The organism is Streptomyces sp. NPDC047079, from assembly GCF_040643755.1.
Taxonomy (GTDB): domain Bacteria; phylum Actinomycetota; class Actinomycetes; order Streptomycetales; family Streptomycetaceae; genus Streptomyces.
In genome coordinates this window covers 272622-297823 of the sequence record NZ_JBEYUZ010000003.1, presented here as the reverse complement: position 1 = coordinate 297823, position 25202 = coordinate 272622, and the positions used below count along the sequence as shown (strand labels likewise).

The following is a 25202-nucleotide window of genomic DNA, read 5'->3' as shown; positions in this document are numbered from 1 at the left end:
AGCGATGGCCTCTAGCCGTACATACGCCGCATGGCGAACTCCACCATCTGCTCGACCGCCTTCGCGTCGAACACCATCCGGTGCTCCCCCTCCATGTCGAGCACGAACCCGTACCCCGTCGGCAGCAGATCGATCACCTCCGCCCCGGTGATCACGAAGTACTTCGACTCCTTGCCCGCGTACCGGCGCAGCTCCTTCAGCGAGGTGAACATCGGGATCACCGGCTGCTGGGTGTTGTGCAGCGCCAGGAACCCGGGGTTGTCACCGCGCGGGCAGTACACCTTGGACGTGGCGAAGATCTGCTGGAAGTCCTCGGCGGACATCGACCCGGTGGTGAACGCGCGGACCGCGTCCGCGAGGGAGGGCGGCGACGGCTCGGGGTACAGCGGAGGCTGCTGGCCGTATCCGCCGGGCATCTGCCCGCCCGGCATCTGCTGCCCGGGCATCTGCTGCTGCGGTGAGGCGTACTGCTGCTGCGCACCCGCGTTCTGGTAGCCGTACATGCCCCAAAGAGTAGTGGGCCACATATAGGCCGTGAGGGGTTGATTCTTATTACCGACGGGTAGCATCATCGGAGCTACTTGTCAGTACGTGAACTGGATGCGAGGAGACAGTGCCTCGCCGATCCCTCTACGGAGCCGTCGCCATGGGGCACTACAAGTCGAATCTCCGCGACATCGAGTTCAACCTCTTCGAGGTGCTCGGCCGCGACAAGCTGTACGGCAGCGGCCCGTTCGCGGAGATGGACACCGACACCGCGAAAAGCGTCCTCGAAGAGCTGACCCGCCTCTCGGAGAACGAGCTGGCGGAGTCCTTCGCGGACGCCGACCGCAACCCGCCGGTCTTCGACCCGGAGACCAACACCGCGCCGGTCCCCGCGTCCTTCAAGAAGAGCTACAAGGCCTTCATGGACTCCGAGTACTGGCGCCTCGGCCTGCCCGAGGAGATCGGCGGCACCACCGCCCCGCCGTCCCTGATCTGGGCGTACGCGGAGCTGATCCTCGGCGCCAACCCGGCGGTGTGGATGTACTCCTCGGGCCCGGCCTTCGCCCGCATCCTCTTCGAGGAGGGCAACGAGGTCCAGAAGAAGATCGCTCAGATAGCCGTCGACAGGACCTGGGGCTCCACCATGGTGCTCACCGAGCCGGACGCCGGCTCGGACGTCGGCGCCGGCCGCACCAAGGCGATCCAGCAGGAGGACGGCTCCTGGCACATCGAGGGCGTGAAGCGCTTCATCACCTCCGGTGAGCACGACATGGAGGAGAACATCCTCCACTACGTCCTCGCCCGTCCCGAGGGCGCCGGTCCCGGCACCAAGGGCCTGTCCCTCTTCCTGGTCCCGAAGTACCTCTTCGACTTCGAGACCGGCGAGCTGGGCGAGCGCAACGGCGTCTACGCCACCAACGTCGAGCACAAGATGGGCCTGAAGGCCTCCAACACCTGCGAGATGACCTTCGGCGACCGCCACCCCGCCAAGGGCTGGCTGATCGGCGACAAGCACGACGGCATCCGCCAGATGTTCCGCATCATCGAGTTCGCCCGCATGATGGTCGGCACGAAGGCGATCTCCACACTGTCCACCGGCTACCTGAACGCCCTGGAGTACGCCAAGGAGCGCGTCCAGGGTCCGGACCTGGCCAACTTCATGGACAAGACCGCGCCCAAGGTCACCATCACCCACCACCCCGACGTGCGCCGCTCGCTGATGACGCAGAAGGCGTACGCGGAGGGCATGCGCGCCCTGGTCCTCTACACCGCCTCCGTGCAGGACGCGATCGCGGTCAAGGAGGCGAACGGCGAGGACGCCTCCACCGAGCACGCCCTGAACGACCTGCTCCTGCCGATCGTCAAGGGCTACGGCTCCGAGAAGGGCTACGAGCAGCTCGCGCAGTCCCTCCAGACCTTCGGCGGCTCCGGCTTCCTCCAGGAGTACCCGATCGAGCAGTACATCCGCGACGCCAAGATCGACACCCTCTACGAGGGCACCACCGCGATCCAGGGCCAGGACTTCTTCTTCCGGAAGATCGTCCGCAACCAGGGCGCCGCGCTGAACTCGCTCGCCGAGGACATCAAGAAGTTCCTGGCCATCGGCACCGGCGGCGAGGAGCTGGCCACGGCCCGCGAGCACCTCGCAAAGGCGGCCGTCGAGCTGGAGGCGATCGTCGGCCTGATGCTGACCGACCTCGCGGCCACCGAGCAGGACGTCAAGAACATCTACAAGGTGGGCCTGAACACCACCCGCCTGCTGCTGGCCTCCGGTGACGTGATCGTCGGCTACCTGCTGCTGAAGGGTGCCGCGGTCGCCGCCGAGAAGCTCCAGACGGCCTCTGCCAAGGATGTGGCCTTCTACACCGGCAAGATCGCGGCGGCGAAGTTCTTCGCGGCCAACGTCCTGCCGAGCGTGACCCTGGCCCGCAAGGTCGCCGAGGGCGTGGACCTGGACCTCATGGAGCTGGACGAGGCCGCGTTCTAGGACACCCCCGGCCTGGCGGGCGCCGTCGCCCGCGGCATCCCGCCCGGTCCCGTCCAACCTCCACATCCTCCTTACGAGGGCCCGCTCCCCATCACCGGGAGCGGGCCCTCGCCCGTCGTTAAGGTGAACCCATGAGCACAAGCCCTCGCTTCGACCGCGGCCACACCGACGACCTCATGTCCTTCCTTGCGGCCAGCCCGTCGCCGTACCACGCCGTGGCACACGCCGCCGAGCGGCTGGAGAAGGCCGGCTTCCGGCAGGTCGCGGAGACGGACGCGTGGGACGGGGCGAGCGGCGGCAAGTTCGTGCTCCGCGGGGGCGCGATCGTCGCCTGGTACGTCCCCGAGGGCGCCGATCCGCACACCCCGTTCCGGGTCGTGGGCGCCCACACCGACTCCCCGAACCTGCGGGTGAAGCCGCGGCCGGACAGCGGCGGCCACGGCTGGCGGCAGATCGCGGTCGAGATCTACGGTGGCCCGCTGCTCAACTCCTGGCTGGACCGCGACCTCGGCCTGTCGGGCCGGCTGTCCCTGCGCGACGGCTCCACCCGCCTCGTGAACGTCGACCGGCCGCTGCTGCGGGTGCCGCAGCTGGCCGTGCACCTGGACCGCTCGGTCTCCACAGAGGGACTGAAGCTGGACAAGCAGCGCCATCTCCAGCCCATCTGGGGTCTGGGGGACGATGTGCGGGACGGCGACCTCATCGCGTTCCTGGAGCAGGAGCTGGGACTGGCCTCGGGCGAGGTGACGGGCTGGGACCTGATGACCCACTCCGTGGAGCCGCCCGCGTATCTCGGCCGGGACAAGGAGCTGATGGCGGCCCCGCGGATGGACAACCTGCTGTCCGTGCACGCGGCCACCGCGGCGCTCGCGGCCGTCGCCGGCTCCGGCACCGCCTCGTCCTGCATCCCGGTGCTCGCGGCCTTCGACCACGAGGAGAACGGCTCCCAGTCCGACACCGGCGCCGACGGCCCGCTGCTCGGATCCGTGCTGGAGCGCTCGGTGTTCGCCCGGGGCGGTTCCTACGAGGACCGGGCCCGGGCCTTCGCCGGCTCCGTCTGCCTGTCCTCCGACACCGGGCACGCCGTCCACCCCAACTACCCGGAGCGGCACGACCCGACCCACCACCCGCGTGCGGGCGGCGGCCCCATCCTCAAGGTGAACGTCAACAACCGCTACGCCACCGACGGTTCGGGCCGCGCGATCTTCGCCGCCGCCTGCGAGAAGGCGGGCGTTCCCTTCCAGTCCTTCGTCTCGAACAACGCGATGCCCTGCGGCACGACCATCGGCCCCATCACGGCGGCCCGCCACGGCATCAAGACGATCGACATCGGCGCGGCGATCCTCTCGATGCACAGCGCCCGCGAACTGTGCGCCGCGGACGACCCGCATCTGCTGGCGAACGCGCTGGTGGCGTTCCTGGAGGGCTGAGGCGCTGCGCCCTCCGTGGCAGCCCGCTTCTCCCCGCCTCTCCCCGTACACCACTCGCGCGCCCGTGCGACCGCCTCGGCATGCCCACCGCCCTCCCGGGTACCCGGGTTGCGGGCCGGAAGGACCGGACCCACAGGGAGGGCAGGACTCATGGGCCTGGGTGGATGCATCATCCTGATCGCCGTGGGGGCCATCCTCGCGTTCGCGACCGACTGGCACATGCAGGGCGTCAACCTTCACCTGGTCGGCGTCATATTCATGATCGTCGGGCTGATCGGGGTGGCCACCTTCAGCAGCATCTACCGCCGGCGGCGGGTCGTGGTGCCACCCACCCCCGTCGTCGAGGAGGAACGGCACCGTCCCGGCGACGGATACGGCGGGTACGGGGTCTGACCCCGGGCCCGGCCGCCCCGTCGGCCTACTCCGCGTCCATGCCCGCCAGCACCAGCGGAAGCCGGGTAGCCCCGCTCTCCGTGACACGGACCGGGACTCCCCAGTCCTGCTGGTGGACGTGGCACGCCGGGTACTCGTTCGCCGGATCGTCGTCGCAGGACGCGGCCATCGCCGAGACATGCAGAACGCCCTCGGATATGGACGGGTTCAGCTCCAGCTCGCGCGCGAGATCCGTGCCGGCTCCCTCGCCCTGGAGCAGCAGCTCGGGCGGGGTGGAGGAGACCAGCAGACGGGTCGAGGGGCCGTAGCGCGTGTCCAGCTTCTGGCCGTCCGGGGCCTGGAAGACCACCTCCAAGCGCAGCCCACCCGGAGCCACTTCGGTCGCCGCGCGCTGGGTGCGGTGGGCGACCGACGCGACCTGCACCGCCTCCTCGGGCAGCCGCAGCCGGGTCAGCCGGTGACGGGCGGACTCCACCACCACGATGTCCTCGCCGACGAGCACCGCGTCCGACGGCTCCCGCAGGTCCGTCGCCAGCGTGGTCACCTCGCCCGTCGCCGGATCGTAGCGCCGCAGCGCGTGGTTGTAGGTGTCGCTGACCGCCACCGAGCCGTCCGGCAGCGCGGTCACCCCCAACGGATGCTGGAACAGGGCCTGTTCGGCCGCGCCGTCCCGGTGCCCGAAGTCGAAGAGCCCCGTGCCGACCGCCGTGTGCACCGCGCCGTCCCGGTCCACCCAGCGCAGGGCGCTCGTCTCGGAGTCCGCGAGCCACAGGCGCTCCCCGTCTGCCGACACCGCAAGACCCGACGGCTGCGCGAACCACGCCTGAGCTCCCGGGCCGTCCACCAGCCCTTCGTTGGTGGTACCCGCGGCCACCGCGACCGTGGCCGTCCCCGGGTCGTACGTCCACAGCTGATGCACGCCCGCCATGGCGATCCACACCCGGCCACCGAAGACCGCGACGTCCCACGGTGAGGAGAGGTCCACCTCCCGCGCGGGACCGGACGTGGGCGACCCCTGCCACCACTGGGTGCCGGTGCCCGCGAGCGTGCCGACCTCCCCGGTCGCCAGGTCCAGACGGCGCAGCGCGTGGTTCACGGTGTCGGCGACGACCACCGCGCCGTCGTCCAGCAGCGCCAGACCCTGCGGCTCGCTGAAGCTCGCCGCCTCGGCCGGGCCGTCCGAGAAGCCCCGCACACCCGAACCGATGCGCCGCACCACCGTCTCGCCGTCCGCCGCCAGCTCCACCAGCTGGTGCCGGGTGGTGTCGCTGACCAGGAAGGTGCCGGACGGCAGCGCAAGCGCCTTGCCCGGGAAACGAAGGGTGGTGGGCTCCGGCTCCGGCGCCACGTAGGGGCCGTCGCCGCGGCGCAGGGTGCCCTTCGCCGCGTGCTCCCGCTCCAGCTCCTCGACGAGCCGCGCTATCGCGTGGGCATGGCCCTCGCCCGCGTGCTGGGCGACCACGTACCCCTCGGGGTCGATGACGACGAGCGTCGGCCAGGCGCGGACGGCGTACTGCTTCCAGGTGGCGAGCTCCGGGTCGTCGAGGACGGGGTGCTCCACCCCGTACCGCTCCACGGCGTCCACCACCGCCTGGTGCTCCGCCTCGTGGACGAACTTCGGAGAGTGCACGCCGATGATCACCACGGTGTCGCGGTGCTTCTCCTCCAGCTCGCGCAGCTCGTCCAGGACATGCAGACAGTTGATGCAGCAAAACGTCCAGAAATCGAGGATGACAATGCGTCCTCGCAGGTCGGCGAGGGTGTATTGCTCTCCGCCCGTGTTCAGCCAGCCACCCCTGCCGACCAGCTCGGGGGCGCGGACACGGACGCGGCGCGGTGTGGAGTCGTTCATGGCTCAAGGGTGCCATCTGTGATCGGTGGCCCGGGAAGCCTGTGGATAACCGGGTGACGGTGCGTACGCGTACGGGATGCGCACATGCCGTCACGGAGGGATGCTCGACGCATACAGGGGGGCCATTGCAAGGGAGCAGTTCCATGCCACGAGACATCGACGACCAGATCCGCCGACGGGACCGTGAGCGCGAGCACGGGGAGATCACCGGCGAGGACAGGCGTGACCGGGACCACGACCCCGACATGAGCGGGTCCGACTTGGCGGACGGCGATGTGGAGGGCTCCGGCCTGCGCCGGGAGCGCGACGAGCGCCGTTCGTCGTGGGACGAGGACGACGAGGACCTGCGCGACAGGCGGGATATGCGGGACATGCGGGACGGCTACCGGTAGCCCGACCGCCCGCGTCCCCGCGCGGTCCGTGGACGAGTCCCCCACCGGCGGCGGGGGACTCGTCCGCGTCCGGCCCCCGTACCGGGCCGGACGCGTGGCGCGCACTCAGGACAGCGCGTGCCCCGTCGTCGCGTCGACGTGGCCCGGGACCTCCTCGTGACGGTCGCCGACCGACATCGTGCCGGTGGGTTCGAACAGCAGGATCGACGCTCCGGCCGGGGCGGACGGCTTGTGCTCGGTGCCGCGCGGGACCGTGAAGACCGAGCCCTTGGACAGCGTGACCGTGCGCTCACCCTCCGGCTCCCGCAGCGCGATGCTCAGTTCGCCGTCCAGGACGAGGAAGAACTCGTCGGTGTGGTCGTGCGTGTGCCATACATGCTCGCCCTCGACCCTCGCGACGCGCACGTCGTAGTCGTTGACGGTGGTGACGATGCGCGGGCTCCACAGCTCGGCGAAGGAGGCGAGAGCCTCGGCGAGGGCGACGGGTTCCCTACGGGGCGGAGTTGCCGGAGATTCCATACGGCTATCGTGCCGGGCGCCGGGCGCGGCGGACAAGCGCCGGGAACCGCACTGGCCGTGGCCGGCGCGCGTCGGCCCCGGTGGCGCATCGCCCCTCCGCGGGCGCGGCCGCGCCGCGAGGCCGGACTCAGTCCGTCGGCCTACCGGCGGCGTTTCGGACCGGCCGCGGGGGAAGCCCTCACCGTATGAGATTCCTCGTACGAGACCGGCTCCTCGGCATCGGTGACGACTACTGGATCGAGGACCAGCACGGCAACAAGGTGTTCCTGGTCGACGGCAAGGCGCTGCGGCTGCGGGACACGTTCGAGTTGAAGGACACACAGGGGCGCGTCCTGATCGACATCCACCAGAAGATGTTCGCCCTGCGCGACACGATGGTCATCGAGCGCGAGGGCGAACCACTGGCCAGGATCCGTCGCAAGCGCCTGTCCCTGCTGCGCAACCACTACCGCGTCTCGCTGGTGGACGGCACGGAACTCGACGTCAGCGGCAAGATCCTCGACCGCGAGTTCGCCATCGAGTACGAGGAGGAGCTGCTGGCGCAGATCTCCCGCCGCTGGCTGACCATCCGCGAGACGTACGGCGTCGACATCGTCCGCGAGGACGCGGATCCGGCGCTGATGATCGCGGTGGCCGTGTGCGTGATCCACCTGGCGGACAAGGAGCGGGAAGAGGACTGAGCGGCCCCGCCGCGGCACGGACCGCCGAGGGGGGATGACGGTCTGAGCGGCCCGCCACGGCACGGACGCCCGAGCCGGGACCCGACGCCGGCGGTCCGCAGCCCGCCCGGCGGCCTGTCCGCCACCCGCGTGCCCCGCGGGTGGCCTCCGGCCCCGTCCGCTACCTGGTGACCGCGAACGCCAGCAGGATCGCCGCCGTCAGTTCGGGGTCGCCCTCCGCCTTGATGCGGTCCGCCACGGCGTCCGCCGTCACGCGGCCGCAGGCGAGGCGGACATACGTCTCCCAGTCCAGCGTGAGCGACACCGCCGGGCCCAGCGAGGGCGTGCCGTCGATCGAGCCCCGTCCCTCCGCGTCCACCCGGACCGTGCGCAGGAACTCGACGGGGCCGTGCACGTCGAAGACGACCGCCGAACCGGGCGGCGCCCCCGCGCCCTCGGCCACCACCTTCGGCAACGCGGCCAGCAGCTCGTCGCGGGTGATGTACGCGCCCGGCGAGTCCAGGTTCCCCGGGACCCCCAGGGCCGCCCGCAGGTCCTGCTCGTGCACCCACACGTCGAACGCGCGGTACCGCATGGCCTCCTCGAGGGTCTGCTCGCTCCCCAGCGGGCCCCGCACCTTGGTGCCCGGATCCCGAGACTCGTTCCGCAGCTGGCGGTTGCGGCGGATGATCGTGTACTCCAGCTCGGACGTCATCTCCGGCGCCGTGTGGTGACGACGGACGTCGACCTGCATCTCCATGTAGCGCTGGTGCTCGTTCGTGACGTGGAAGAGATCGCGCGGGAGGGTGTGGATGGGGCGGGGGTCGCCGAGCATCTCGCAGTCCATGCCGATGACGTGCGAGATCACGTCCCGCACCGACCAGCCGGGGCAGGGCGTCCGCCGGTTCCATTCCCCTTCCACAAGGGGCTGCACCAACTCGGATATCGCTTCGATGGAGTGGGTCCAGGCGTCGGCGTAGGGCTGGAGGGTGGGATGCAGACTCACGGAACGGGACCCCTCGGGCGGTCGGTGCACGGGCGATTGACAGCTGTGTCGACGGGAGGCGACTGTCGGCGGGTGTCTCGGAACGTTAAGTTACGCTGCTGTGAGGCACCCCGGCAGTGCTTTCGTGTGACGATCGTAGGCCTGTACTGAAGGCTCGAATGCCAGGACGGTGGTAGTGTGCGCGCCTCCTTGATCCAGATGCGGGTGGAAGAGGACGAATCGGTCGAGGCGCGCCGTCGGCGAGCCGCCTCTCTGGTACGCGATCAAGCCGGAGTCGACCTCGTGGTGCTGCCCGAGCTGTGGACCACCGGCGCGTTCGCCTATGAGAGGTTCGGGACCGAGGCCGAACCGCTGGACGGGCCCACGCACGAGGCGATGGCGAAGGCGGCGAGCGACGCGGGCGTGTGGCTGCACGCCGGCTCGATCCCCGAACGTGCCGCATCCGACGGCGGCTCCCCCGCGGGCGAGAGCCCTCTCTACAACACGTCTCTCATCTTCTCCCCCTCCGGTGAACTGGCCGCCGCCTACCGCAAGATCCACCGCTTCGGCTTCGACAAGGGCGAGGCCGTGCTGATGGGCGCGGGGACCGAGCTGGTGACGGTGCGTCTGCCGGAGACGACCGTCGGCGTGGCCACCTGCTACGACCTCCGCTTCCCCGAGCTGTTCCGCTCGCTCGTGACCGCGGGGGCCGAGACGCTCGTGATCCCGGCGGGCTGGCCGGAGCGCCGCCGGTCCCACTGGACGCTGCTGGCCCAGGCACGGGCGGTCGAGAACCAGGCGTACGTCCTTGCTTGTGGAACGGCCGGGACGCATGCGGGAGTTCCGCAGGCGGGTCACTCGATCGTGGTGGATCCATGGGGCGAGGTCCTCGCGGAGGCCGGCGCCGGCGAGGAAGTTCTCACGGTGGAGTTCGACCCGGAGAAGGTCGCGGCCACACGGGAACAGTTCCCGGCGCTGAAGGACCGGGTGCTGGGCCTGGAGCCCCCGCGGCGCTGAAGGTCGGCCACGCGGGCCGTGGCCTGGCCCCTGTGGCCCCTCGCTTGCCTCGTCCGCCCAGCGGGGGCAGTGCACCCGCCCCCGCGCCCACACCCCTCCGCCGTGCCGGCAGGCCCTACGCCGGCACGTGCACCGTCTCCACACGGCTGGCCACCAGCCGCTCCCGCTCCCTGCGCGCCGCCTGCTTGCGCAGCCGCAGGATCTGGCTCAGTCCCAGCGCCTGCAGGAGGAACACGGCGGAGAAGGCCACCGCGTAGTCGTCTCCGGTGGCGTCCAGCAGCACGCCGATCGCCAGCAGCGTCGTCATGGAGGCGATGAAACCGCCCATGTTGGTGATGCCGGAGGCGGTGCCCTGACGCTCCGGTGGGTTCGCCGGGCGCGCGAAGTCGAAGCCGATCATCGAGGCGGGGCCGCAGGCCCCGAGCACCGTGCACAGCACGACCAGCAGCCACATCGGAGCGTGCGTACCCGGGTAGAGGAGCGTGGCCGCCCACATCACCGCCGTCGCCCCGACCGTCCCGAGCGCCAGCGGCAGCCGTGCCGCGTGATGCCTGGCGACGATCTGCCCGTAGACCAGGCCGACGACCATGTTCGACAGCACCACGAGCGTGAGCAGCTCCCCGGCCGTCGCCCGCGACAGCCCCTGCGCCTGCACCAGGAACGGCAGGCCCCACAGCAGCAGGAACACCATCGCCGGGAACTGCGTCGTGAAGTGCACCCACATGCCGAGGCGGGTGCCGGGTTCCCGCCAGGACGCCGCGATCTGCCGCCTCACATAGGCGGACCCGTGATGCGGGAACGGCTCCGGCTCGTGCCCCTCGGGGTGGTCCTTCAGGAAGAGGAGGAGCAGCAGGAGGACGAGGGCCCCTGCGAAGGCGCTGCCGCCGAACGCGGCCGTCCAGCCGATACGGTGCAGCAGCCGGGCCAGCACGAGCGTCGAGACCAGGTTGCCCGCCATGCCGGCCAGACCGGCGAGCTGCGCGACCAGCGGGCCGCGGCGGGCCGGGAACCAGCGGGTGCCGAGACGCAGCACGCTGATGAACGTCAGCGCGTCACCGCAGCCGAGCAGCGCCCGCGAGGCGAGGGCCATTCCGTACGAGGTGGAGAACGCGAATCCCACCTGGCCTGCGGTGAAGAGCACGACGCCCATGGCCAGCACCTTCTTGGTGCCGAGCCGGTCCACCAGCAGGCCGACGGGTATCTGCATCCCCGCGTACACAAGGAGCTGGAGGATCGAGAAGGTGGACAGGGCGGACGCGTTCACGTGGAAGCGGTCCGCGGCGTCGAGCCCGGCCACGCCCAGGGACGTGCGGAAGATGACGGCGACGAAGTAGACCGAGACGCCGATGGCCCACACCGCGACGGCACGCGGGCCGCCCGGCGGGTCCCCGGGCAGGGAGACCGCTTGGGAGTTCAGGGAACGGGAACTCATCGCACCTCACCCCGCGCCAGGTGGGAGAACCAGCTGACGTGCCGGTGGACGATGTCGACGGCCGCCTCGGCGTCGCCTGACCGCAGGGCCTCGAGGATCTCCTCGTGTTCGGTGAGCGTCTTGGCGATCCGGTCGGGGTGCGAGTGCATGACCGCGACCCCCATCCGCAGCTGGCGGTCGCGGAGTTGGTCGTACAGGCGGGAGAGGATCTCGTTGCCGCCGCTGCGCACGATCTCGGCGTGGAAGGTGCGGTCGGTGACCGCCGCCCCGGCCAGATCCCCGGCGGCGGCCTGCTCCTTCTGGCGTGCGAGCAGTTCCTCGAGGCGGTGGATCAGCAGGGGCGGGGCGGGCACGGCCTTGCGTGCCGCGTGTTCCTCGACGAGCTGACGCGTCTCCACCACGTCCGCGATCTCCTGCGCGGAGACGGGCAGGACCAGGGCCCCCTTCTTCGGGTAGAGCTTGATCAGGCCTTCGACCTCCAGCCGGAGCAGCGCCTCGCGTACCGGAGTCCGCGAGACCCCCACCTCCTCGGCGAGCTCTCCCTCGGTGAGCAGCGTGCCGCCCTCGTAACGGCGCTCCAGGACGCCCCGTTTGACATGCGTGTAGACACGGTCGGCGGCGGGCGGCTGCTTGGCGGTCGGATTCTCCTGAGCGGGGGCGGCGGATGGCGCTGAAGGCATGCGCACATGATAGATACAACGCGTGTTCAAGCCGATGCGCGTCCATGATGTGGACCGGAGAGATTCCTCCCACGCCCATCCCGGCAACCGCACATCTTTTTGTGCTAGTTACGAGTCTCACGAGAAGGCGGCCTTGCCATCTGGCCGTCCTCCAGGGGCATTTGGATGCAGAAAGAGCATCAGAGACGCAATCGGAGCGTTCAACTTGATTACCGGCATTAAGGGCGCGCGAGTTCGCAAAGCAGCCGCGGCAGTGGTCACCACCGGAGCCGTGCTCACCGCCGCCGCCCTCACCGCGGCACCCGCGCAAGCCGTCACACAGCCCACGATCACCGCCAAGGGCGGGTTCGTGATGAACAACAGCACCGGCAAGGGCCTGTACACCAAGGCCGCCGACACGAAGCTGTCCACCGGCTCCACCACCAAGATCATGACCGCCAAGGTGGTGCTGTCCCAGTCGAACCTGAACCTGGACGCCAAGGTCACGATCCAGAAGGCCTACAGCGACTACGTCGTCCGGAACAACGCCTCCCAGGCCCACCTGATCGTCGGCGACAGGGTCACCGTCCGTCAGCTGCTGTACGGGCTGATGCTGCCCTCCGGCTGTGACGCGGCCTACGCGCTCGCGGACAAGTTCGGTTCCGGCTCGACGCGCGACGCACGCGTGAAGTCGTTCCTCGGCAAGATGAACAGCACTGCCCGCAGCCTCGGCCTGACACGCACGCACTTCGACTCGTTCGACGGCATCGGCAACGGCAACAACTACTCGACGCCGCGTGACCTGACGAAGCTCGCTAGCAACGCGATGAAGAACTCCACCTTCCGCTCGGTCGTGAACACCAAGTCGACCAAGCAGAAGGTCACCACCAAGAGCGGCGGCTACCGCTACTACAACTGGACGAACACCAACCCGCTGCTCGGCACCTACAGCGGCGCCATCGGTGTGAAGACGGGCTCGGGCCCGGAGGCCAAGTACTGCCTGGTCTTCGCCGCGACCCGCAACGGCAAGACGATCATCGGTACGGTCCTGGCGTCGTCGACGATCGACAACCGCCTCGCCGATGCGAAGAAGCTGCTGAACTACGGCTTCGCCGTCTGATCCCCACTCGGCGCGAAGGGGCCGGCCGCTCGTCGCGGCCGGCCCCTTCGCCGTCCCTGCTCCCCGGACGCTAGGCCCAGGTGATCAGCCGCTTCGGCTGCTCCAGGATGGCCGCCACGTCCGCGAGCACCTTCGAGCCCAGCTCGCCGTCCACCAGGCGGTGGTCGAAGCTGAGAGCGAGGGTCGTGACCTGGCGGGGCTTGACCTTGCCCTTGTGGACCCAGGGCTGGAGCTTGATCGCACCGACCGCGAGGATCGCCGACTCGCCCGGGTTGAGGATCGGCGTGCCCGTGTCGACGCCGAACACTCCCACGTTCGTGATGGTGACCGTGCCGCCCTGCATCGCCGCCGGGGACGTCTTGCCCTCGCGGGCCGTGGTCACCAGCTCGCCGAGCGCCTCGGCCAGCTGCGGAAGCGTCTTGTCCTGCGCGTCCTTGATGTTCGGCACGATCAGACCGCGGGGGGTGGCAGCCGCGATGCCCAGGTTCACGTAGTGCTTGCGCACGATCTCCTGGTTGGCCTCGTCCCAGGAGGCGTTGACGTCGGGGTTCCGCTTGATCGCGACCAGCAGGGCCTTGGCGATGAGCAGCAGCGGGTTGACGCGCAGGCCCTGGAGGTCCTTGTCCTGCTTGAGCTCCTCGACCAGCTTCATCGTGCGGGTCACGTCGACCGTGACGAACTCCGTGACGTGAGGCGCGGTGAACGCGGAGCCGACCATCGCCTGCGCGGTGGCCTTGCGGACACCCTTGACGGGGATACGGGTCTCCCGCGCGGTGTCGTACGCCACCACGGGCGCCGGAGCGGCCGGACGCTCCACCGCCGGAGCGGGGGCCGCCGGAGCGGGGGCCGCAGCCGCGTGCACGTCCTCGCGGGTGATGATCCCGTCCGGACCGGAGGGGGTGACCGTCGCGAGGTCGACACCCAGGTCCTTGGCGAGCTTGCGCACCGGGGGCTTCGCCAGCGGGCGGTTCTTCCCGCCGTGCCCGTTCAGCTCGCTCTGGGGCGCCGTCGCCGCGGGGGGAGCGTCCTCGGCGGCCGGCGCGGTCGTCTTGCGGGGGCGGCGCTTGGTGGAGGACTCGGCGACGCCGTAGCCGACGAGGACGGGCTTGCGGCCCTCCTGCTTGGGCTCCTCGGCCGGGGGCTGCGGTGCAGGGGTCCTCTCGGCCGGCGCCGGTGCCTCCTCGGCGGGGGCACCCGGCGTCACGTCGACCGCGATGATCGGGGTGCCGACGTCCACCGTGGTGCCCTCGGGGAAGCGCAGTTCCCGTACCACCCCGTCGTACGGGATGGGCAGTTCCACGGCCGCCTTGGCGGTCTCCACCTCGCACACGACCTGCCCGTCGGTGACCGTGTCACCGGGCTGGACGTACCACTTGAGGATCTCGGCCTCGGTCAGGCCCTCGCCCACGTCGGGCATCTTGAACTCGCGCACGGACGCGTCAGTCATCGTCGTCACGACCTTCTCCTCAGTACGCCAGGACGCGGTCGACGGCATCCAGCACCCGGTCCAGGCCCGGCAGGTACTCCTCCTCCAGCCGTGCCGGGGGGTACGGGGCGTGGTAGCCCCCGACCCTCAGCACCGGCGCCTCCAGGTGGTAGAAGCACCGCTCCGTGATCCGGGCCGCGATCTCCGCACCCGAACCGAAGAACACCGGCGCCTCGTGCACCACCACCAGGCGGCGGGTCTTCTCCACCGACGCCTGAAGGGAGTCGAAGTCCAGCGGCGAGACCGAACGCAGGTCCACAACCTCCAGTGACCGGCCCTCCTCCTGGGCGGCCACGGCGGCCTCCTGGCACACCTTCACCATCGGGCCGTAGGCGGCCAGCGTGACATCCGCGCCCTCGCGCACCACCCGCGCCTTGTGCAGGGGGTACGGGATCGCCTCCGCGTCGACCTCGGACTTGTCCCAGTACCGCCGCTTCGGCTCGAAGAAGATCACCGGGTCGTCGCTCTGGATCGCCTGCTGCATCATCCAGTAGGCGTCCGACGCGTTCGACGGAGAGACCACCTTGAGACCGGCCACGTGCGCGAACAGGGCCTCCGGGGACTCGCTGTGGTGCTCGACCGCGCCGATCCCGCCGCCGTAGGGGATACGGATGACGACCGGCAGCTTCACCTTGCCCAGGGACCTGGCATGCATCTTCGCCAGCTGTGTGACGATCTGGTCGTAGGCGGGGAAGACGAAGCCGTCGAACTGGATCTCGACCACCGGCCGGTACCCGCGCAGCGCCAGACCGATCGCGGTGCCGACGATGCCCGACTCGGCCAGCGGGGTGTCGATGACCCGCTCGTCGCCGAAGTCCTTCTGGAGACCGTCGGTGACACGGAAGACGCCGCCGAGCTTGCCGACGTCCTCGCCCATCACCAGGACCTTGGGGTCCGATTCCAGGGCCTTGCGCAGCGACTCGTTGATCGCCTTGGCGAGCGCCATCTTCTCGGCCACGTCACTTGCCCCCTTCAACGTCCGCGAACGACGCCTGGTAGGCGGCGAATCGGGCCCGCTCCTCATCGACGAGCGCATGCCCGTCCGCGTACACGTTCTCGAAGATGGCGAAGTGGTCCGGGTCCGGCATGGCACGGACCGCTTCGCGTACTCGCCTTCCCAACGCCTCGCTCTCCGCCTCGAGTTCCGCGAAGAATCCCTCGTCCGCGTGGTTTGAGGCCAGGAGATAGGCACGCAGGCGGGCGATCGGGTCCTTCGCCTCCCAGGCGGCCCGCTCGTCGTCGTGACGGTAGCGGGTGGGGTCGTCGGAGGTCGTGTGCGCGCCCATGCGGTACGTGAACGCCTCGACCAGGGTCGGGCCCTCGCCGTTGCGCGCCCGCTCCAACGCCCACTTCGTGACCGCGAGGCAGGCCAGGACGTCGTTGCCGTCCACGCGCACGCCCGGGAAGCCGAAGCCCTGCGCCCGCTGGTAGAGCGGCACACGGGTCTGCTTCTCGGTCGGCTCGGAGATCGCCCACTGGTTGTTCTGGCAGAAGAACACCACCGGCGCGTTGTAGACCGCCGCGAACGTGAACGACTCCGCGACATCGCCCTGGCTGGAGGCGCCGTCGCCGAAGTACGCGATCACCGCCGAGTCGGCACCGTCCTTGGCCACGCCCATGGCGTAGCCCGTCGCGTGCAGCGTCTGCGAGCCGATGACGATCGTGTAGAGGTGGAAGTTGTTGCTGTTCGGGTCCCAGCCGCCGTTGTTCACACCGCGGAACATGCCGAGCAGATTGGTGGGGTCGACCCCGCGGCACCAGGCGACGCCGTGCTCACGGTAGGTCGGGAAGACGTAGTCCTCGTCGTTCAGGGCCCGTCCCGAACCGATCTGGGCGGCTTCCTGGCCGAGCAGCGAGGCCCACAGACCCAGCTCGCCCTGGCGTTGCAGGGAGGTGGCTTCCGCGTCGAAGCGGCGGGTCAGCACCATGTCCCGGTAGAGGCCGCGCAGCTGCTCCGGCGTGATGCCCTCGACATACCGGTCGTACTCCGTGTTCTCGACCCGCTCGCCCTCCGGCGTCAGCAACTGGACGAGATCGGTGTCCGCGCCCTTCTTGGGCGTGGTGCTTGTGGTGCGCCTGGTGCCGGTGGTGCCGGCCTTGCTTCCGGCGCTGCGTCGCGGCTTGCGCGCGGCAGTGCTCTCCACGGTCACGTGTGCTCCTCCGTCGGTCCGGCCCCCGGGTTCGCCGGGTGCCTGGGGGTCCCCTCGGCCCGCTTGGGGCCGGTGGGAGCGGCTCCGCCTGCAGCGCACGGACGCACGGGGTGGGTGCGACTCGTTCGAAACAGACGTGACAGGTGCCCCGGCGAGCGCCCTGCAAAGGGCACGTTACCCAGTGCGACACATTTCTGTGAAACCCCTCCTGACCTGGGATTTTGCTTGGATTTCCAAGTAAATCGAGTAAGTCGGGCACAGATGCTGGTCACAGCCTTGCAGGGGGCCGGAACAACGGCACGTTATCCCGCTCACCTGGAGCACGGGAAGACGTCTTCCGGGGTGGTGCCGGTGTCGCTGGGCGGCGGCCGGCCCGTGCCCCGGGACGGCGCCGCAGAGCCGGTGCCGTGGAAGCGGCGCTCGCGTGCCGCGCCGGGGGCGCGGCGTGACCGGGAGGCGCGCGGTGCGACCGGGCGCGCCCAGGCACTCAGGAGGCCGTTCGACGCGCGCCTGGGTCGCGGGGCCCGGGGCCGGACTCGTGGGGCCCCGGACTCGCGCGGGCCCGGGTCCGGACGACGCACGCGCGCGTGGAGCCCGTTTCCGGGTCCGGACGACGCACGCGCGCGTGGAGCCCGTTTCCGGGTCCCACGCGCGCGTGGAGGCCGTCTTCAGAGGGCGGCCACCCCTCGTGTGCCGCCGGGCGGGGGGCGGTCACGCCGCCGGTGGCGTCCGGCGGTGGTCCCGCCGTCCTCGACGCGGCGTGGACCTCGGTCCCGTCAGGGCAACTGCGGGCCCCCTGCGTCCGTGGGGTCCCCGCCCCCTGCCCCACCGGTCGCCGTCGGCTGGGAGGTGTCGCCGCCGCCCGTGGGCGAGTCCGTCGGCTGGTCCGAGGGCACCGTCTCGGAGGGCTGGTCGGTCGGCTGGTCCGGCGTCGTCGACGGCTGCGGCGGCGGCTGCTCGCTGTGGGTCCGCGACGGGGTGTACGAGGGCGTGTAGTCCGTGCCGCCGCCCGTGTTCGAGTTGTCACCCGTGGACGTGTCGGTCGCCTGGTCCGTCGGGGTCTCCTGGGACTTCTTGTCGTCCTTGGACTTCGTGGCGGTCGGGGACTGCGTGGTGCTCGTCCCACCGCCGCTGCCGCCCGCGTTGTTCAGCGCCAGAGCGACACCGGCCGCGACGGCGATGACGGCGAGGACCGCGAGGATCCACAGCTTGCCGCGTCCGCTGCCCCTGTTGCCGTGTCCCTCGAATCCGCCGTCGTCCCCGGAGCCGTACCCCGTGGGCAGGATGGGCTGCGGAATCTGCGTGGTGCCGGGCTCCCCGGGGTGCGGCATCACCGTCGTACCGGCGAAGCCCCCCGCGGGGGTGTGCCGGCCCTCGTGCAGTTCCACCGGGCCGGTGTTCCAGGTGCCCGTGTGGCCGCCCTGGTCGTACAGCATCTGCAACGCGTACTGGACCAGACCGCGCATCTCCTCCGCGGTCTGGAACCGGTCGTCCGGGTCCTTCGCGAGGGACCGCATCACGAGCCCGTCCAGTTCCGGCGGAGCCGCGCCCTCCGAGGTCTGGGACGGGGGTGCCGGAATGTCCTGCACGTGCTGGTACACCACGGACAGCGGGGTCTCCCCCACGAACGGGGGCCGCAGCGCGAGCAGTTCGTACAGCAGGCAGCCCGTCGCGTACAGGTCCGAGCGGTGGTCGACGGCCTTGCCGAGCGCCTGCTCCGGGGAGAGGTACTGCGGCGTGCCCATGACCATGCCGGTCTGCGTCATCGTCGTGGACGCCCCGTGCAGGGCGCGCGCGATGCCGAAGTCCATCACCTTCACGGCGCCGTTGTGGGTGATGATGACATTCGCCGGCTTGATGTCGCGGTGCACGATGCCGTGCTGGTGCGAGTAGGCCAGTGCCTCGAGCACGCCCGAGACGATGATCAGGGCCTGCTCGGGCCCGGGTGCCTCCGCGTTGAGCAGCAGGTCGCGGATCGTACGCCCCTCGACCAGCTCCATCACGATGTACGGCACCGACTGGCCGCCCACGTGGTCCTCGCCGGAGTCGTACACGGCGACGATCGCATGGTGGTTGAGACCGGCCACCGACTGGGCCTCGCGCGTGAAGCGGGCCTTGGAGACCGGGTCCTCGGCGAGGTCGGAGCGGAGCAGTTTGACCGCGACCGTCCGGCCGAGGCGCACGTCCTCGGCCGCGAACACCTCGGCCATGCCGCCCCGGCCGAGTCTGCGGGTCAGCCGGTACCGGCCGTCCCCGACAAGCCCGCCGTTGCCCCAGTTCTCCGGCGCGTCTGACATCCCGCCGCCAGTCGCCTCGGGGTCGGACGGGCCCTGGGCGCGCTGCGTCTGTGCCATCAGTCCTCGCCGTCGTTTCTGCCCGCGGTCTGCGCGGTGGTTGTTACGGTCTCCGACGGGCCACGCTACAGGCTCCACGCAAGGCGCCGGTCCGAGATGGGCTCGAGACGGACCGGTCATCAAACCCCGCACCCGGTCACAAGTGCAAATTCCGTGTGCCCGCCGTACAACCCCCATGACGCTTGCGCGACGCTACTCTCGCGTACGGTCACGGAAAGGCGCCCCGGGCCCGCCTGCCACCGCCCGGAAGAGACTTGGCCGGAATAAGGCAGTCCCTCAAGGAACGGCAGCCGTGGATCACCGGCGGCCCGCAGGCCTGTGACAAACCGGGAAGCACGCCGAGCCGCTGCCGATGAGCCCGCGGAGGCAGCAGACCCCGAGCCAGGGACGGCGCGCCGGGCCCGTACGCGGGCGTTCGTCCACCCGTGTCCGCCGCCGGTTGCGACGACGTGCTCGGCGAGGGCGGGACGGCTTCGGCGGCTTGCGGGCTCCCGGGGAGGACCCACTTCTCGTCTGCCAAGTCGCGATCAAGACACTTCACACCGCGCCGGGTCGCGAACAGGCCCTCCGTGAGCGGTTCCGCCGCAAGGCGCGGTCCGTGGCGAAACTCACGCATGCGGCCACCGTCTCCGTCTTCGGCACCGGCGGCGACGACCTCGGCGGGAGCCTCGACGACGCGGGCCGGCACGGCGCTCGGCACACGGCGATCGCGTCCGCACATATGCCGCAGGAGCCGAGGGCTCCGTCGTCGGTCGGACACCCCCCTTCTGCCCGCGGTGGACGCGCCGCTCGCCCGGACACTGCGGAAGGGGCCCGGCACCGTCATGGTGCCGGGCCCCTCGCAGGTCCGGAGTCACGGGCTCGCGCTGCCGGGTGCGACCGGCTCGCGCGGCCGGATCACAGGTACGGGCCGCCCGAACGGCCGCCCGCGCGGCGGTCGTCCTCGCCGTCCGGCGCACCCACGCCCGGCGGGAGAGCGCGGCGCATCTGCTCCAGCTGGGCCCGGGCCGCCATCTGCTGGGCGAACAGCGTGGTCTGGATCCCGTGGAAGAGGCCTTCCAGCCATCCCACCAACTGCGCCTGCGCGATGCGCAGCTCCGCGTCGCTCGGGATCGCCTCGTCCGTGAACGGCAGGGAGAGCCGCTCGAGCTCCTCGACGAGTTCGGGAGCAAGACCGTCCTCCAGCTCCTTCACCGAGCTGGCGTGGATCTCCTTCAGGCGCTGTCGGCTCGCCTCGTCCAGAGGAGCGGCGCGCACCTCCTCCAGCAACTGCTTGATCATGCTGCCAATGCGCATGACCTTCGCCGGCTGCTCCACCTGTTCCGTCACCGGGATCTCGCGGGAGTCATCGTCTCCGGTGCCGCCGAGAGCCATTCCATCCTGGCCTACGACCAGGATTTTCTGGGCGTTCTCCGACGACCTTTCGTTCCTCGGCATCTCCATGCCGCCATTCTCTCGCACCTGTACACAACATCTGCCATGTGCCCTCGCGCAAGGATGATCCACCCTGCTTCCGCCGCCGGGCCGGCATCGGTCTGTCCTCCTGGCAGGGGAGGGCCGGCCGGACGACGACCGGCGCGGCGGGGCGGCGGCGCGCTGCGGTCCGGACCGGCTGCAGCGGTCCCGGTCGAGATGCCGGACACCGGGCTCCGTGTGACGCTGGTGGCGTTGATCTTGCCCTCCGAGCACGGGAGGGGGTCACACGCGTGACTCCAAGGCTGCGTACGCCGTCCACGTTCCGCGCACTCCGCGCCGCCGTCCTGCCGCCGGTCCTGACGACGACCGCCGTCCTCGGCGCATACGGGATACCCGCCGCCCACGGCATACCGCCCGGATCCGGGATACGCCCCGCCTACGCCGGCCGGACCGCTTCGTACTCCGTTCAGCCCCTGCCGCCCCCGATATCCGAGATATCCGAGGGCCGCCCCGCACCCGCCGTCCGCCTCCCGTGCACGGCCGCCCGGCAGCCGGACCTCACCCGGCCCGCCCACCACTCCGCCCGTCCTTCCGTGATCCCGCCCGCCACGCCGTCGCACAGTTGCGGAGCGAAGGCCCCCGTGCCCCCCGGCCGTGTGACCACGCCGGGCGCGAGAACGACCGGGGCCTCCCCCGGCACAGCGGCATCGGGCCCCAGGACATCGGCCATACCTGCCCGGACAGCCGCGCTGAAGCACCCGGTGTCCACGGCGCCCTCTCACCCGTCCGGCCCCGGAGGCAAGGCGTCCTCCGGTCCCGGTCACGCACCCGCTTCCGGGCCTCCCGCCGCTCCCCGTTCCCTCTCTCCCTCCCCTCCCTCCCGGCCCTCGACTGAGCCGTCCCGGCCCGGCGACTGGGCCGATGAGGGACGGGTACGGCCTGGGCGGACGGACCCCGAGCGGGAGGAGGAGAACGAGGACGAGGACGAGGAGTCCGGGTACGCGAACCCCGACCTCACGCCGCCGGCGGACGACGAGACGACGTCGACGGAACCGGACGTCGAGGACACGGGCGCGGCCACGGAGGCGTCCATCGGGGGCGCCGATCCCGCGCAGACCTTGCCCGCCGCTCCTCACGCCTCCGCCGTACCCGCTCGGCAGGCCGCCACCTCGCAGCCGGTGGTCGAGATCCTGCCCCTCGGCACCGGCCTGATACTCATAGGCCTCGGCCTGGCCCTCGCGCTCCTCGGCCTGCGACTGCGCCGGGAGTGACGTGGCCTACGCCGGCCGTCAGCTGCCTCAGGACCTCACCAGCAGGACCTTCCCGATGTGGCCGCTCTCGTCCAGCACCCGGTGGGCCGTGGCGGCCTCGCTCATCGGGAGTTCGCGGTCGACGACCGGGCGCACACGGCCGGAGGAGATCAGCGGCCACACGTGTTCCCGTACCGCTGCCACGATCGCCGCCTTCTCCGCGAGGGGCCGCGCCCGGAGCGAGGTCGCGGTGATCGCCGCCTGCTTCCGCAGCAGCGCGTTGATGTTCAGTTCGCCCTGCACACCGCCCTGCATGCCGATGATCGCGAGCCTGCCGTTCACCCCGAGCGCCTGGACGTTGCGGTCCAGGTACTTCGCACCCATGTTGTCGAGGATGACGTCCGCGCCCGCCCCGGCCGTGGCCTCCCGGACCTCCTCCACGAAGTCCTGCTCGCGGTAGTTGATGAGCACGTCCGCGCCCAGCCCGGCGCAGTAGTCCAGCTTCTCCTTGGTGCCCGCCGTGACCGCCACCTTCGCGCCCACCGCCTTGGCCAGCTGGATCGCCATCGTGCCGATGCCGCTGGAGCCGCCGTGCGCGAGCAGCGTCTCACCCGGGCGCAGATGGGCGATCATGAAGACATTCGACCAGACGGTGCAGGTCACCTCCGGCAGCGCGGCCGCCTGCCGCAGTTCGATCCCTTCGGGCACGGGCAGCAACTGCCCGGCCGGGACCGCGACCTTCTCGGCATAGCCGCCGCCCGCGAGCAGCGCACACACCTCGTCGCCGACCGCCCATCCGGAGACGCCGGAGCCGAGCGCGACGATCCGCCCCGAGCATTCGAGTCCGGGGTACGAGGGCGCACCGGGCGGCGGGTTGTAGAGACCCTGACGCTGGAGGAGGTCGGCACGGTTGACGGCGGTGGCCACCACCTCGATCAGCACTTCGCCCTCGCCGGGGACGGGGTCGGGGACCTCGGCCCACACCAGCGCCTCGGGCCCACCGGGTTCAGGAATCGTGATCGCGTACATGAGGGGGACGCTACTCTCCTCACCGTGGGCCGCGCCGCCCCCAAGTTCCCGGTGCCGCACGAGAAGTGCGCCGACTGAGGCGGGATGGCGCTCGGCCCGCCTTCACTCTGACTCCGGTTCCCGACGTTTCACGTGAAACACTCCCGCTCCGGCTCACTCCGCCCATACCCAGGGCAGGTCCAGCAGTTCCAGTTCCTGACCGGCCCGGGCACCCCCCGGCGGTACGACCGCCAGGGCGTCTGCGGTGGCGATGCCGCGCAGCATGGCCGGACCGTTGTAATGCAGCGGGACTGCATGGTCGGCGCGTACGGCGACGGGCACGAGCCGGGTCTCGTGCGGGTGACCGTGAGCGGAGTCCCTCAAGGCCAGCGTGTACGGCTCCGGGGTGATGCGTCCCGCCAGGCCGCGCAGCAAGGGCTCGGCCAGCGTGAGCAGGCCGGAGACGGCCGCGAGCGGGTTGCCGGGCAGTCCGACGAGGTGCTGGTCGTCCCGGACGCGCGCCAGGAGCATGGGGTGCCCCGGGCGCACCTTCACGCCGTCCACGAGCAGTTCGGCGCCGACGCGGCGCAATGTGGGATGGACGTGGTCCACGGGACCGGCAGCCGTACCGCCGGTCGTGACGATCACGTCGGCAGTCGAGGAGGTAACCGCCCGGTGCAGGGCCTCGGCGTCGTCACCGAGCCTGCGGACGGCCACCACCTCCGCGCCGAGCGCACGCAGCCACGGCGGCAGCATCGGGCCGAGCGCATCCCGGATCAGACCGTCTCTGGGCAGGCCCTTGGTGAGGAGCTCGTCTCCCAGCACCAGGACGTCGACCCGGGGGCGGGGCAGTGCGCGCAGCGTGTCGTATCCGGCGGCCGCGGCGAGCCCGAGGACGGCCGGGGTGACCACGGCCCCCGGGGGGATCAACTGGTCACCGGTGTGGCATTCCTGGCCGCGCGGCCGGATGTCCTGTCCGTGCGCGACCGTGGGAGTCGCCCCCGCTCCCGAGGACCCGGGAGCAGAGGGAAGGGCTACATGGAGCCTGCCCTTGTCGTCGGTGCGCCCGTGTTCGCTGCGCAGAACCGCGGTGGTGTCCGGGGGGATACGCGCACCGGTGGCGATCCCCACGGCCTCGCCGTCCCCGAGGGGAGCCGGCTCCGTGTGCCCGGCGAGGACTCCTTCCTCCCGTACCTCCCAGGGACCGGGGCCCGCGACCGCCCAGCCGTCCATGGCGGAGGTGTCGAAGGAGGGCAGGTCGGTCAGCGCGGTGAGGGGCGCGGCGAGAACCAGGCCCAGGGCGGCATCGAGGGGCACGTCGACGGGTTCCCGCCGGGGCACGGAACGGGCCGCGCGTTCGGCGGCGGCGCGGGCCTCGGCCCACGGCGTGGCCTTGTGGTGCGGATGGTGTCCGGATGTGGCCGAGGAGGGGACCGCGGCCCCCGCCGGACGGTCCCGGCCGGAGTCCGGGGCGCCTGGCCCGGACCCGGGCGTACGGGGCTCGGACCGGCCCTCGCCGGGTCCGGGGTCCCTTACGAGGGCGAGGGCCTCTTCGAGGTCCCGGTCGTGCTGCGCCGGGTCGTACCCCTTCCCGGACGGCCGGGCGGAGCGGGTCTCGCCCGCCCGGCCGGGCGTGCCGCTGTCGTCGACCACGGCCAGGGCCTCCTCCACAAACCGGTCCCCGGTGTCCGGGCCGCCCCGGACGCCCCTGCCCGTCATCCTGCGTCCGGCTTGACCTCGGCGGCCTCCTCGTCCGCCCAGCGCAGGGCCAGGGCGGCGGCCTTGCGGGCGGCCTCGGCGACCGCTTCGGGGCCGCCCTGTGCCTGTGCGGCCGCGTAGCCGACGAGGAACGTCGTCAGCGGGGCTGCGGGACGGGCCACACCGTGCGCGGCGTCGCGGGCGAGGTCGAGAAGGACGCCGGTGTCGACGTCGAGGTCGATGCCCAGTTCGTCCTTGACTGCGGAGATCCATTCATCCAACACGTGCCCATGCTCCCTGATGCGTGACCGGGCGGCGGCGATGTCGTCCCAGGTGTCGCAGTCGAAGGACGCGACCGGGTCGGACACACGGGTGAGGACGAGCCGGGCGACCAGCCGCCGCAGTGGAAGACCTGCAAGACCATCCTGTTCGGTGGCCAGCCGTGCGAGTTCGCGGCGCAGGGCCGCGCTCCGGTACGCGGCGACGAGGGGCTGGTCGCGCCCCTCGGGGTCGGTGAGCACCACCCCTTCGGCGCTGTTCGCCCGCAGTGCGGCCAGCAGCCGCCGCACCGTCCCCGCCTCCAGGAACGGCAGGTCCGCGGAGAGGACGACGACGCACCCGGCGGTGGTGCGGCGCAACCCCGCGTCGAGCGCGGAAACGGGCCCCGCGCCGGGCGGCTCCTCGCGGGCCCAGACCACGGGGCGCGCGGTGCCCCTGGGGTCGGCGACGACCACCGTGGTGGCCGCGCCGGAGCACGCCGTAAGGACACGGTCGAGCAGCGCCCGCCCCCCGACGCGCACACCCGGTTTGTCGGCCCCGCCAAGACGCCGGGCGGCACCGCCGGCCAGGACGACGGCGTCGTACGCGTCGGCACCCGGGTCGCCCGAGGCTCCGTACTCGGTCATGTCC

Annotated in this window: 22 protein-coding genes and 1 pseudogene; 9 read left to right on the top strand and 14 right to left on the bottom strand. The window is 71.1% G+C overall.

Features of this window, described 5'->3' with window-relative positions; genetic code table 11:
• Window positions 1-11 precede the first annotated feature (11 nt).
• Complete coding sequence (locus ABZ823_RS06255) at window positions 12-503, bottom strand: SseB family protein (protein ID WP_234512551.1); 492 nt, start codon at window positions 501-503, stop codon at window positions 12-14.
• Between the two features lie 143 nt (window positions 504-646).
• Here ABZ823_RS06255 and ABZ823_RS06250 point away from each other — a divergent pair, with 143 nt between their 5' ends.
• The 3 genes from ABZ823_RS06250 (at window position 647) to ABZ823_RS06240 (ending at window position 4296) form a co-directional block, all read left to right on the top strand.
• Window positions 647-2473, top strand: a complete 1827-nt coding sequence (locus ABZ823_RS06250; RefSeq protein ID WP_361654769.1) for an acyl-CoA dehydrogenase — start codon at window positions 647-649, stop codon at window positions 2471-2473.
• A 131-nt stretch (window positions 2474-2604) separates the two neighbouring features.
• A complete protein-coding gene (locus ABZ823_RS06245) occupies window positions 2605-3903 on the top strand; it encodes a M18 family aminopeptidase (RefSeq protein ID WP_361654330.1) in 1299 nt (432 codons plus the stop codon).
• Between the two features lie 150 nt (window positions 3904-4053).
• Window positions 4054-4296 (top strand): DUF6458 family protein, encoded by a 243-nt coding sequence (locus tag ABZ823_RS06240; protein ID WP_361654327.1) that lies wholly within the window; start codon window positions 4054-4056, stop codon window positions 4294-4296.
• Between the two features lie 25 nt (window positions 4297-4321).
• Here ABZ823_RS06240 and ABZ823_RS06235 read toward each other — a convergent pair whose 3' ends face one another.
• Entirely contained in the window at window positions 4322-6148 is a 1827-nt protein-coding gene (locus tag ABZ823_RS06235) for an NHL domain-containing thioredoxin family protein (protein ID WP_361654324.1), read from the bottom strand.
• A gap of 143 nt (window positions 6149-6291) precedes the next feature.
• Here ABZ823_RS06235 and ABZ823_RS06230 point away from each other — a divergent pair, with 143 nt between their 5' ends.
• Entirely contained in the window at window positions 6292-6540 is a 249-nt protein-coding gene (locus ABZ823_RS06230; protein ID WP_361654322.1) for a hypothetical protein, read from the top strand.
• Between the two features lie 105 nt (window positions 6541-6645).
• On the opposite strand, the gene ABZ823_RS06225 is transcribed toward ABZ823_RS06230, so the two are convergent.
• On the bottom strand, window positions 6646-7059 hold the full coding sequence (locus ABZ823_RS06225; protein WP_361654319.1) for a cupin domain-containing protein: 414 nt from the start codon (window positions 7057-7059) through the stop codon (window positions 6646-6648).
• Between the two features lie 185 nt (window positions 7060-7244).
• Between ABZ823_RS06225 and ABZ823_RS06220 the strand changes: the two genes are divergently transcribed.
• Window positions 7245-7739, top strand: a complete 495-nt coding sequence (locus ABZ823_RS06220; protein ID WP_361654317.1) for an LURP-one-related family protein — start codon at window positions 7245-7247, stop codon at window positions 7737-7739.
• Window positions 7740-7899: 160 nt separating this feature from the next.
• Here the strand turns inward: ABZ823_RS06220 and ABZ823_RS06215 are convergent, their stop codons facing one another.
• The gene (locus ABZ823_RS06215) at window positions 7900-8724 is read right to left on the bottom strand and encodes a maleylpyruvate isomerase family mycothiol-dependent enzyme (RefSeq protein WP_361654314.1); all 825 of its coding nucleotides are present in this window, start codon (window positions 8722-8724) and stop codon (window positions 7900-7902) included.
• Between the two features lie 177 nt (window positions 8725-8901).
• Here ABZ823_RS06215 and ABZ823_RS06210 point away from each other — a divergent pair, with 177 nt between their 5' ends.
• Window positions 8902-9720: a carbon-nitrogen family hydrolase gene (locus ABZ823_RS06210; RefSeq protein WP_361654311.1), complete on the top strand. Its 819-nt coding sequence runs from the start codon at window positions 8902-8904 to the stop codon at window positions 9718-9720.
• Window positions 9721-9835: 115 nt separating this feature from the next.
• On the opposite strand, the gene ABZ823_RS06205 is transcribed toward ABZ823_RS06210, so the two are convergent.
• Both ABZ823_RS06205 and ABZ823_RS06200 read right to left on the bottom strand, forming a co-directional pair.
• Window positions 9836-11152, bottom strand: coding sequence for an MFS transporter (locus tag ABZ823_RS06205; protein ID WP_361654308.1), 1317 nt, complete (start codon window positions 11150-11152; stop codon window positions 9836-9838).
• Window positions 11149-11832 carry a GntR family transcriptional regulator gene (locus tag ABZ823_RS06200; RefSeq protein ID WP_361654305.1) on the bottom strand — a complete coding sequence of 228 codons (684 nt, stop codon included), beginning with the start codon at window positions 11830-11832 and terminating at the stop codon, window positions 11149-11151. The genes ABZ823_RS06205 and ABZ823_RS06200 overlap by 4 nt, the downstream gene beginning before the upstream one ends.
• 205 nt (window positions 11833-12037) lie before the next feature.
• On the opposite strand from ABZ823_RS06200, the gene ABZ823_RS06195 reads away from it, so the two are divergent.
• Window positions 12038-12931, top strand: a complete 894-nt coding sequence (locus ABZ823_RS06195) for a serine hydrolase (RefSeq protein WP_361654303.1) — start codon at window positions 12038-12040, stop codon at window positions 12929-12931.
• A gap of 70 nt (window positions 12932-13001) precedes the next feature.
• On the opposite strand, the gene ABZ823_RS06190 is transcribed toward ABZ823_RS06195, so the two are convergent.
• The 4 genes from ABZ823_RS06190 to ABZ823_RS06175 all read right to left on the bottom strand — a co-directional run bounded on the left by ABZ823_RS06190 (window position 13002) and on the right by ABZ823_RS06175 (window position 18921).
• Window positions 13002-14387 carry a dihydrolipoamide acetyltransferase family protein gene (locus ABZ823_RS06190; protein ID WP_361654301.1) on the bottom strand — a complete coding sequence of 462 codons (1386 nt, stop codon included), beginning with the start codon at window positions 14385-14387 and terminating at the stop codon, window positions 13002-13004.
• Between the two features lie 10 nt (window positions 14388-14397).
• Window positions 14398-15375, bottom strand: coding sequence for an alpha-ketoacid dehydrogenase subunit beta (locus ABZ823_RS06185; protein ID WP_361654298.1), 978 nt, complete (start codon window positions 15373-15375; stop codon window positions 14398-14400).
• A gap of 1 nt (window position 15376) precedes the next feature.
• Window positions 15377-16567, bottom strand: a complete 1191-nt coding sequence (gene pdhA, locus ABZ823_RS06180; protein ID WP_361654295.1) for a pyruvate dehydrogenase (acetyl-transferring) E1 component subunit alpha — start codon at window positions 16565-16567, stop codon at window positions 15377-15379.
• Window positions 16568-17343: 776 nt separating this feature from the next.
• Window positions 17344-18921: a protein kinase gene (locus ABZ823_RS06175; RefSeq protein ID WP_361654293.1), complete on the bottom strand. Its 1578-nt coding sequence runs from the start codon at window positions 18919-18921 to the stop codon at window positions 17344-17346.
• A 446-nt stretch (window positions 18922-19367) separates the two neighbouring features.
• Here ABZ823_RS06175 and ABZ823_RS06170 point away from each other — a divergent pair.
• Window positions 19368-19588: pseudogene (locus ABZ823_RS06170) on the top strand (serine/threonine protein kinase); the annotation flags it as partial.
• 230 nt (window positions 19589-19818) lie between these two features.
• Here the strand turns inward: ABZ823_RS06170 and ABZ823_RS06165 are convergent.
• Complete coding sequence (locus tag ABZ823_RS06165) at window positions 19819-20364, bottom strand: bacterial proteasome activator family protein (RefSeq protein ID WP_361654290.1); 546 nt, start codon at window positions 20362-20364, stop codon at window positions 19819-19821.
• Between the two features lie 734 nt (window positions 20365-21098).
• Here ABZ823_RS06165 and ABZ823_RS06160 point away from each other — a divergent pair.
• On the top strand, window positions 21099-21608 hold the full coding sequence (locus tag ABZ823_RS06160) for a hypothetical protein (RefSeq protein WP_361654287.1): 510 nt from the start codon (window positions 21099-21101) through the stop codon (window positions 21606-21608).
• 27 nt (window positions 21609-21635) lie between these two features.
• On the opposite strand, the gene ABZ823_RS06155 is transcribed toward ABZ823_RS06160, so the two are convergent.
• The 3 genes from ABZ823_RS06155 to ABZ823_RS06145 form a co-directional block, all read right to left on the bottom strand.
• Window positions 21636-22616 (bottom strand): NAD(P)H-quinone oxidoreductase, encoded by a 981-nt coding sequence (locus ABZ823_RS06155; protein ID WP_361654284.1) that lies wholly within the window; start codon window positions 22614-22616, stop codon window positions 21636-21638.
• 153 nt (window positions 22617-22769) lie between these two features.
• On the bottom strand, window positions 22770-24314 hold the full coding sequence (locus ABZ823_RS06150) for a molybdopterin molybdotransferase MoeA (RefSeq protein ID WP_361654281.1): 1545 nt from the start codon (window positions 24312-24314) through the stop codon (window positions 22770-22772).
• Complete coding sequence (locus ABZ823_RS06145) at window positions 24311-25198, bottom strand: NTP transferase domain-containing protein (RefSeq protein WP_361654278.1); 888 nt, start codon at window positions 25196-25198, stop codon at window positions 24311-24313. Before ABZ823_RS06145 ends, ABZ823_RS06150 begins: the two co-directional genes overlap by 4 nt.
• Window positions 25199-25202 lie beyond the last annotated feature (4 nt).

Coding starts and splice junctions, on each gene's coding strand:
- ABZ823_RS06255 (WP_234512551.1), bottom strand. CDS start 503: ATGTACGGCTACCAGAACGCGGGTGCGCAGCAGCAGTACGCCTCACCG.
- ABZ823_RS06250 (WP_361654769.1), top strand. CDS start 647: ATGGGGCACTACAAGTCGAATCTCCGCGACATCGAGTTCAACCTCTTC.
- ABZ823_RS06245 (WP_361654330.1), top strand. CDS start 2,605: ATGAGCACAAGCCCTCGCTTCGACCGCGGCCACACCGACGACCTCATG.
- ABZ823_RS06240 (WP_361654327.1), top strand. CDS start 4,054: ATGGGCCTGGGTGGATGCATCATCCTGATCGCCGTGGGGGCCATCCTC.
- ABZ823_RS06235 (WP_361654324.1), bottom strand. CDS start 6,148: ATGAACGACTCCACACCGCGCCGCGTCCGTGTCCGCGCCCCCGAGCTG.
- ABZ823_RS06230 (WP_361654322.1), top strand. CDS start 6,292: ATGCCACGAGACATCGACGACCAGATCCGCCGACGGGACCGTGAGCGC.
- ABZ823_RS06225 (WP_361654319.1), bottom strand. CDS start 7,059: ATGGAATCTCCGGCAACTCCGCCCCGTAGGGAACCCGTCGCCCTCGCC.
- ABZ823_RS06220 (WP_361654317.1), top strand. CDS start 7,245: ATGAGATTCCTCGTACGAGACCGGCTCCTCGGCATCGGTGACGACTAC.
- ABZ823_RS06205 (WP_361654308.1), bottom strand. CDS start 11,152: ATGAGTTCCCGTTCCCTGAACTCCCAAGCGGTCTCCCTGCCCGGGGAC.
- ABZ823_RS06200 (WP_361654305.1), bottom strand. CDS start 11,832: ATGCCTTCAGCGCCATCCGCCGCCCCCGCTCAGGAGAATCCGACCGCC.
- ABZ823_RS06175 (WP_361654293.1), bottom strand. CDS start 18,921: ATGGCACAGACGCAGCGCGCCCAGGGCCCGTCCGACCCCGAGGCGACT.
- ABZ823_RS06165 (WP_361654290.1), bottom strand. CDS start 20,364: ATGGAGATGCCGAGGAACGAAAGGTCGTCGGAGAACGCCCAGAAAATC.
- ABZ823_RS06155 (WP_361654284.1), bottom strand. CDS start 22,616: ATGTACGCGATCACGATTCCTGAACCCGGTGGGCCCGAGGCGCTGGTG.
- ABZ823_RS06150 (WP_361654281.1), bottom strand. CDS start 24,314: ATGACGGGCAGGGGCGTCCGGGGCGGCCCGGACACCGGGGACCGGTTT.
- ABZ823_RS06145 (WP_361654278.1), bottom strand. CDS start 25,198: ATGACCGAGTACGGAGCCTCGGGCGACCCGGGTGCCGACGCGTACGAC.